This window comes from Acidithiobacillus sp. HP-2 (assembly GCF_015100155.1).
Lineage (GTDB): Bacteria > Pseudomonadota > Gammaproteobacteria > Acidithiobacillales > Acidithiobacillaceae > Acidithiobacillus.
The window spans coordinates 62,629-70,211 of sequence record NZ_JACKZA010000016.1; the positions used below are offsets into that span (position 1 = coordinate 62,629).

Here is a 7,583-nt window from a genome sequence, read left to right on the forward strand (position 1 = left end):
ATACCTGATCATGGTCACAAGCTTATCATCCCTTTCCATACACTCAAGCAGTTATCGTTGTGTAATGCTTCCTGCAGCGGTCTCGCCTATGACCGCACTCCAGTAACTGCGTTGACCAGTGCCCGGCATACCCATAGAATACGGGCAATCTATGCGGGAGGGGCCACCCTCCCTTTTTTGCATCTTCCATGGTAGACGAGGTGAGAAAGTGCAGGCGGTCCTGGCATTGGCAGACGGCAGTATCTACCGGGGTACAGGCTTTGGCAGCAAGGGTCTGGCCGTCGGTGAAATCTGTTTTAATACAGCGATGACGGGTTACCAGGAAATTTTGACGGATCCCTCCTATCGCGGCCAAATCGTGACATTGACCTATCCGCATATTGGCAACACCGGGATCAATCCCGAAGATATGGAAGGATCAAAAATATTCTGCTCAGCTCTGGTACTGCGTAATTTACCTCGTATCCCCAGTAACTGGCGCAGTACCCAGACGCTTCCCGATTTTCTGACCCAGCAGGGTATTCCTGCCATTGCCGGTATTGATACACGCGCACTCACCCGCCGCCTGCGCAATGGCGGCGCCCAGAATGCGGCTTTGCTGGTTGGCGCTGAGGTGAATGAAAACGAAGCCCTGGCTGCCGCGCGCGGATTTCCCGGCTTGCTGGGCCGGGATCTGGTTCAGGACGTGGCAGCGCCAAAAAAATCAGAATGGCTCCTTGCGAGCGGCCTGCCTGAACAGAGTTATCAGGCGCAGCCCATCAGCCATCCGCAATATCATGTGGTCGTGTACGATTTTGGCAAAAAGAACAATATATTGCGCCTACTCGCCGACCGTGCCTGCCGGGTTACCCTGGTACCTGCCAAAACACCAGCAGCTGAGGTCATCGCCCTGCGTCCGGACGGTGTACTTTTCTCCAATGGGCCGGGAGATCCCGACGCCCTCAATTATGCCCAGCAAGCCATGCGCGAAATCATTGCGGCACAAATACCCACTTTTGGGCTCTGTCTGGGACATCAGTTACTCGGCATCGCCCTGGGTGCCAAAACCATCAAAATGAAATTCGGGCATCATGGTGCCAATCATCCGGTAAAGGATCTGCGCAGCGGCCGGGTATTAATTACCAGTCAAAACCACGGTTTTGCAGTGGATTCCCAAAGCCTGCCGGACTCCGTGCGTATTACGCATACCTCCCTGTTTGATGGCAGTTTGCAGGGTATGGCCCATAACAGTCTCCCGGTTTTTTCCTTTCAGGGACACCCGGAGGCAGGACCCGGCCCCCACGATGCCAGCATCATTTTTGATGATTTCGTAGCTGCCATGCATCAATACGGAGCCCAAACCCATGCCTAAGCATCAAGACATTCACAGCGTCCTGCTGATTGGCGCCGGCCCCATTGTCATTGGTCAGGCCTGCGAATTTGATTACTCGGGAGTTCAAGCCTGCAAGGCATTGCGCGAGGAAGGCTGCCGCGTCATTCTGGTCAATTCCAATCCGGCGACCATCATGACCGACGCGCAAACGGCTGATGCAACCTATATTGAGCCCGTGGAATGGCAGACAGTAGCGCGCATCATCGAAATGGAGCGCCCGGATGCCATTTTGCCGACGATGGGTGGCCAGACTGCTCTGAATTGTGCGCTGGATCTGCACCGTGAAGGTATTCTGGAAAAGTTCGGAGTGCGCCTGATCGGGGCCTCGGTAGAAGCCATTCGCGAAGCCGAGGATCGGGGGCTGTTCAAAAAAGCCATGCAGGAAATTGGCCTGGAAGTGGCACGTTCAGCTTTTGGGCACGATATGGACGGAGCCCGCCAAATTGCCGAAGATATTGGTTTTCCGGTCATTATTCGACCTTCGTTCACTCTGGGCGGCACGGGTGGCGGCATTGCCTACAATCGCGAGGAGTTTGAGGATATTGCCTCGCGGGGTCTGGAGGCCAGCCCTACCCACGAAATTCTCATTGAAGAATCCATTATTGGCTGGAAAGAATTTGAAATGGAGGTGGTCCGGGATCAAGCAGATAATTGTATTATTGTCTGCTCTATCGAAAACATGGATCCCATGGGGATTCATACCGGTGACTCTATTACCGTAGCCCCCGCCCAGACCCTGACTGACCGTGAATATCAGCGGATGCGCGACGCCTCCATAGCTGTCCTGCGCCGCATTGGCGTGGACACCGGCGGTTCCAATGTCCAGTTTGCGGTGAATCCGGTGGATGGTCGCCTGATTATCATCGAGATGAATCCGCGCGTTTCTCGCTCCTCCGCACTGGCATCCAAGGCTACCGGCTTCCCCATCGCCAAAATTGCGGCCAAGCTGGCCCTGGGATACACCCTGGACGAATTGCGCAATGATATCACCCAGGCTACCCCTGCCAGTTTTGAACCGACCATCGACTATGTAGTCACCAAAATACCCCGCTTTGCTTTCGAAAAATTCCCGGAAGCCGACGCGCACCTGACCACCCAGATGAAATCTGTGGGGGAAGTGATGGCCATTGGCCGGAGTTTTCAGGAATCCCTGCAAAAAGCCCTGCGCGGCCTTGAAACCGGGGTCGATGGACTGGATGAAAAACTGCAGGGCAATGATCCAGAGACCTTGCAGAAGCTCGAGCAGGAGCTGCGTATAGCCGGTCCCGATCGCCTCTGGTACTTGGCCGACGCCATCCGCCGGGGCTGGGATCAGGACAAAATCCAGCAGATAACACATATAGATCCCTGGTTCCTTGAACAGATTATTGAGCTGGTGCAACAGGAAGAAAATCTGCGTGGTATGCCGCTGGCGAGCCTCGATGCACCCCAATTGCGGGCACTCAAGGCCATGGGTTTTTCGGATCGTCGCCTGGCCAGACTGCTGGGTTGCCGGGAATCCCAGCTGCGCGAACAGCGCCACAAACTGGGTATTCGGCCCGTTTACAAACGGGTGGACACCTGTGCGGCAGAATTTCATTCGCCAACCCCCTATCTCTACTCCACGTATGAAATGGAATGTGAGGCGGAGCCTGGAAGCAAACCCAAAATCATGATTTTGGGCGGTGGGCCCAATCGCATTGGTCAGGGTATTGAGTTTGACTATTGTTGCGTCCATGCCAGCATGGCACTTCATGCCGATGGTTTTGAAACCATTATGGTCAACTGCAACCCGGAAACCGTATCTACCGATTATGACACTTCCGATCGCCTCTACTTTGAGCCTCTGACCCTGGAAGACGTGCTGGAAATTGTCGCGGTGGAAAAACCGCAGGGCGTCATTGTTCAGTTTGGCGGCCAGACCCCTCTCAAACTGGCCAACGATCTTGAAGCAGCCGGCGTACCCATCATCGGTACGACTCCGGATTCCATTGATCTGGCTGAAGATCGCGAACGCTTTCAGCAACTGCTGCAGCGCCTGGGTCTCCGCCAGCCGGAAAACGCCATTGCCCGCAGCGCCCCGGAAGCATTGAGCAAAGCCAGGGAACTGGGTTATCCGCTGGTTGTTCGTCCCTCCTATGTACTGGGTGGCCGGGCCATGCGTATTGTTTACGCTGAAGCAGACCTGCAGCGTTACATGGAAGAAGCCGTCCGTATTTCCAACGATCAGCCCATTCTCCTGGACCGCTTTCTCAATGATGCTCTGGAAGTGGACATCGATGCCGTTGCCGACCAGGATGGCCAGGTCATTGTTGCGGGGATCATGGAACATATTGAGCAGGCTGGCGTTCATAGCGGCGACTCGGCCTGCTGTTTGCCGCCCTACTCTCTCCCTGAAAACATCCAGATTGAATTGCGGCGGCAAACCGTGGAACTGGCTCTGGCTTTGGGCGTGGTTGGCCTCATGAACTGCCAGTTTGCCGTGCAGGAAGACCGGATTTACGTCCTTGAGGTCAATCCCCGCGCCTCCCGGACCGTGCCATTTGTCTCGAAGTCCACGGGCTGGCAGCTGGCTAAAATTGCCTCACGCTGCATGACCGGCCAGAGCCTGAAAACCCAAGGCATACCTGAAATCCCCAATCCTCCGCATTTCAGCGTCAAGGAAGCCGTATTTCCTTTCATCAAATTCCCGGGCGTCGATATTTTGCTGGGACCCGAAATGAAATCTACCGGCGAGGTCATGGGCATCGGGGCCAGCTTTGGTGAGGCTTTCCTCAAGGCGCAAATGGGTGCCGGTGAGCATCTTCCATCCTCTGGAACCGTATTTATCAGCGTCCGCGATGCCGACAAAGCTAAACTCACCCCTGCCGCTCGTACCTTGGCCCACCTGGGTTTTCAACTGATCGCCACCAAAGGGACAGCCGAATACCTCCGCCAGCAGGGTCTGGAAGTAAGCACGGTCAACAAGGTTACCGAAGGTCGGCCACACATTGTCGATGCCATCAAAAATGGTAAAGTACAAATCATCATCAATACCGTGGATGAGCGTCAGTCTGTGCGTGATTCCTTCAGTATCCGCCGGGCTGCCCTGCAAATGGGCCTGACCTATTACACCACTCTGGCAGGTGCCATTGCGGGGGCGGAAGCTATTCGTGTCCTGATGCGGGAAGAACGCAGTGTTCTTCGTCTCCAGGATTTGCAACAAAACTAACCAGTACGAGAGGTTAACATGAGCGTTAAAGTCCCCATGACTGTCATCGGCGCGCAACGTTTGCGCGAAGAATTACAACGGCTGAAATCCGTAGATCGGCCCGCCGTCATTGAGGCTATTGCCGAAGCCCGTGCCAAGGGTGACCTTTCGGAAAATGCCGAATATGACGCCGCCAAAGAGCAGCAGGCGTTTATTGAAGGACGCATTCGTGAGGTGGAAGATTTTCTCGCCCGCGCCCAGGTCATAGACCCCAAGACGCTGAATACCGGTGGAAAAATTGTATTTGCTGCAACCGTCGATCTGGAAGACGCCGAAGGCAAGGAAGTTACTTATCAGATCGTGGGAGATGCCGAAGCGGACATTAAGGAAAATAAAATTTCCATCAGTTCACCCATTGCCCGCGCCCTGATCGGCAAACATGAAGGCGATCTGGTAGAAGTGCATGCGCCTGCGGGTGCCCGCGAATACACCATTCTCGCCGTACGCTTCGAATAAAACCAGCCTGAGAGCATCCTATCGTGATCCATCATATCTACCTGTTGTTGCTGGCCATGCTGCAAGGGGTTACCGAGCTGTTTCCCATATCCAGCCTCGGGCACATCATTCTGGTTCCGGCCCTGCTGCACTGGCCCATCAATCGCGACGCCGACTGGTTTTTGCCTTTTGTGGTGGTTCTGCATCTTGCCACCGCCGCCGCACTCCTGCTGTTTTTCTGGAAAGACTGGGCGGCGCTGATTGGTGGCTTTGTCCGGGCGCGGGGCAAGCCCAGCAATCCCCAGTCGCGATTATTGTGGATACTGTTCATTGCCTCCATTCCTGCGGGTCTTCTCGGCCTCCTTCTCGCCCATAAAATCCGTTATCTTTTTGGCGGTTTCACTTTTGCGGCCGTTGCATTGATGGCAAACGGAGTCATGCTGATCTGGGGTGACCGATTACGCTCCCGTCATCCCAGTCATTCACTGGATAACATAAGCTGGATGCGCGCCATCATTATTGGCTTTGCGCAATCCATGGCTCTGATTCCCGGGTTTTCCCGTTCTGGTGCCACTCTGGTGGCCGGGATTGGAGTAGGACTGGATTATGAAAACTCTGCGCGCTTTTCCTTTTTACTGGCAACACCAATTATTGCCGCTGCCGGTGCGTTGGAAGTACCCAAACTTTTTCACGCCCACATGCAAAGCGGCTTGCTGGGAACCATTTTCCTGGCAGGCGCCCTCGCTGGTCTTTGTGCATGGGGTTCGGTCTGGTTTCTGATGCATTACTTCCACAAACACGAAGTCACCGCCTTGCGCCCCTTCGGAATTTACTGCATCGGTTTCGGGGCGCTGGCGCTGCTGATTGGCGGCTAAAAACTGCGCTTGGAAATATCAGGAATGACTATCTGGAGAAAGTAATAAGGCCATGCGTTTACCATTCCAGCTCTGGATAGCCAGAATAATACCTACTGCAGTGAGAATGTAAAAAACGCCTTGGTCTCCCGCGAGGCCAAGACCCCATCCTCCCAACACGCCTCCCACAAAAATACCCAGAAACTGCATCATGGAATAAACGCCACTGGAAGCACCACGCTGTTCGGGAAGCGTGCTGCGGCTCATCATCGAAGGCAATATCGCCGAAGCAATATTATAGCCAGCAAAGAAAATAACCGCGCCAATGCCTACTAGCCAGAAATGTCCGGATTCCAGCCCCATAATCAGGGCTCCGACCGCAATCGCGAGACCGCTGACGATCAGCATCTGCCCGTGTTGCTTGTTTTTTTCCGCATAAATCACCGGAAACAGCATGAGCAGCACCGAAAGCAGCATGACCGGCAAATACACTTCCCAAATGCCACTTTCGGGAATGTGCATGGCATTGACCAGTTCTGGAGAAAGCACCACAAAGCTCGCGCCCAGAACCATCTGCAAAATGAAAATTCCAACACTGGCCGTGAGTACCGGTGGATGGCGGAACATTTTCATGGCATCTGTCCAGCTACCCATACGATTCTGCTGCGCGTGCGCAATAGGTGGAATAATTTTCCAGAGCGGATATAGCGCCAGAACCCCCAGTGCTGCCGCGACCAGGAACACCCCGGTCAAACCCCAAAGTCCGTAAAATACCGGACCGATAGCAATGCCCAGCACATAGGCAACGGCAATACTGCCACCAATAGCCGCCATGGCTTTGGTACGATGCTGATCGCCGGTCAGGTCTCCCGCCGTAGCCAGAAGCACCGAGGACACGGCACCGGCACCTTGCAGTAACCGCGCCAGAATAATGCCATAAATATTGTGGGTCACTGCGCCCAGCAAGGAGCCCAGAATAAAAAGGATGATCCCGAAAACTAGCACCTTTTTCCGTCCGAAGCGGTCGGAGGCTGCCCCGAAAGGAAATTGCAGAGCGGCCTGGGCAAGCCCGTAAACTCCAATAGCCAGACCCAGCAACAGGGGCGTACTGTATCGTAACTGGTCATTATCGAGGGCCAGCACTGGCATGAGCATAAACAGGCCGAGCATGCGCGCGACATAAATAAAGCTCAGACCACTGACAGCCCGTCTTTCCTGCGGACTCATGGACGGGCCTTTCACCCGTCCACGGCGTTTTTCAGAAGAAGCCATAACCCATCACCAATTTACCAAGGATCAGGGCAGTATAAAGCAAAAACAGATAAGAGATGGAATAAGCGAACATGCTGCGGGCGTATTGATCCATTTCCTGGCCTTCGGGCAGGGCTTTCAGGCGCAAGGCCATGCCCACAAACCAGGCCCCCGAAAGCCAGGCAATGCCGCCGTAAATCCAGTCTCCGGTCAGAAACGCCGGGATCATGCTGACCACCCAGGTGAGGATGGCGTAGTTCAGGACTTCCTTGCGGGTCCGGTCGATGCCGTGGGTGCAGGGCAGCATGGGTATGCAGGCTTTGGCGTAGTCGCGCCGGCAGTTGATGGCCAGGGGCCAGAAGTGCGCGGGGGTCCAGACAAACACCAGCAGGACCAGAACCACCGGGAGGGCGGCGATGCTGCCGGTGATGGCGGTCCAGCC

At 54.9% G+C, this 7,583-nt stretch carries 6 protein-coding genes; 4 read left to right on the forward strand and 2 right to left on the reverse strand.

Annotated elements, in window-relative coordinates; all coding sequences use genetic code 11:
- Positions 1-208: 208 nt before the first annotated feature.
- From carA to H7F11_RS13005, 4 genes are read left to right on the forward strand one after another with little or no spacing between them, the layout of a single operon-like run.
- Complete coding sequence (gene carA, locus H7F11_RS12990; protein ID WP_193651365.1) at positions 209-1,351, forward strand: glutamine-hydrolyzing carbamoyl-phosphate synthase small subunit; 1,143 nt, start codon at positions 209-211, stop codon at positions 1,349-1,351.
- Positions 1,344-4,562: a carbamoyl-phosphate synthase large subunit gene (gene carB, locus H7F11_RS12995; protein ID WP_193651364.1), complete on the forward strand. Its 3,219-nt coding sequence runs from the start codon at positions 1,344-1,346 to the stop codon at positions 4,560-4,562. The genes carA and carB overlap by 8 nt, the downstream gene beginning before the upstream one ends.
- Before the next feature lie 18 nt (positions 4,563-4,580).
- Positions 4,581-5,057 carry a transcription elongation factor GreA gene (gene greA / locus H7F11_RS13000; protein WP_193651363.1) on the forward strand — a complete coding sequence of 159 codons (477 nt, stop codon included), beginning with the start codon at positions 4,581-4,583 and terminating at the stop codon, positions 5,055-5,057.
- Positions 5,058-5,080: 23 nt separating this feature from the next.
- On the forward strand, positions 5,081-5,911 hold the full coding sequence (locus H7F11_RS13005) for an undecaprenyl-diphosphate phosphatase (protein WP_193651362.1): 831 nt from the start codon (positions 5,081-5,083) through the stop codon (positions 5,909-5,911).
- 18 nt (positions 5,912-5,929) lie between these two features.
- Here H7F11_RS13005 and H7F11_RS13010 read toward each other — a convergent pair whose 3' ends face one another.
- Both H7F11_RS13010 and H7F11_RS13015 read right to left on the reverse strand, forming a co-directional pair.
- Entirely contained in the window at positions 5,930-7,117 is a 1,188-nt protein-coding gene (locus tag H7F11_RS13010; protein ID WP_193651409.1) for an MFS transporter, read from the reverse strand.
- Positions 7,118-7,148: 31 nt separating this feature from the next.
- The coding region (locus H7F11_RS13015; RefSeq protein ID WP_193658174.1) for a UbiA family prenyltransferase at positions 7,149-7,583 on the reverse strand (435 nt) is incomplete at its 5' end.

What these genes read in the sequence shown, in the direction of transcription:
- carB (WP_193651364.1), top strand. Translation starts at nt 1,344, where the DNA reads ATGCCTAAGCATCAAGACATTCACAGCGTCCTGCTGATTGGCGCCGGC.
- greA (WP_193651363.1), top strand. Translation starts at nt 4,581, where the DNA reads ATGAGCGTTAAAGTCCCCATGACTGTCATCGGCGCGCAACGTTTGCGC.
- H7F11_RS13010 (WP_193651409.1), bottom strand. Translation starts at nt 7,117, where the DNA reads ATGAGTCCGCAGGAAAGACGGGCTGTCAGTGGTCTGAGCTTTATTTAT.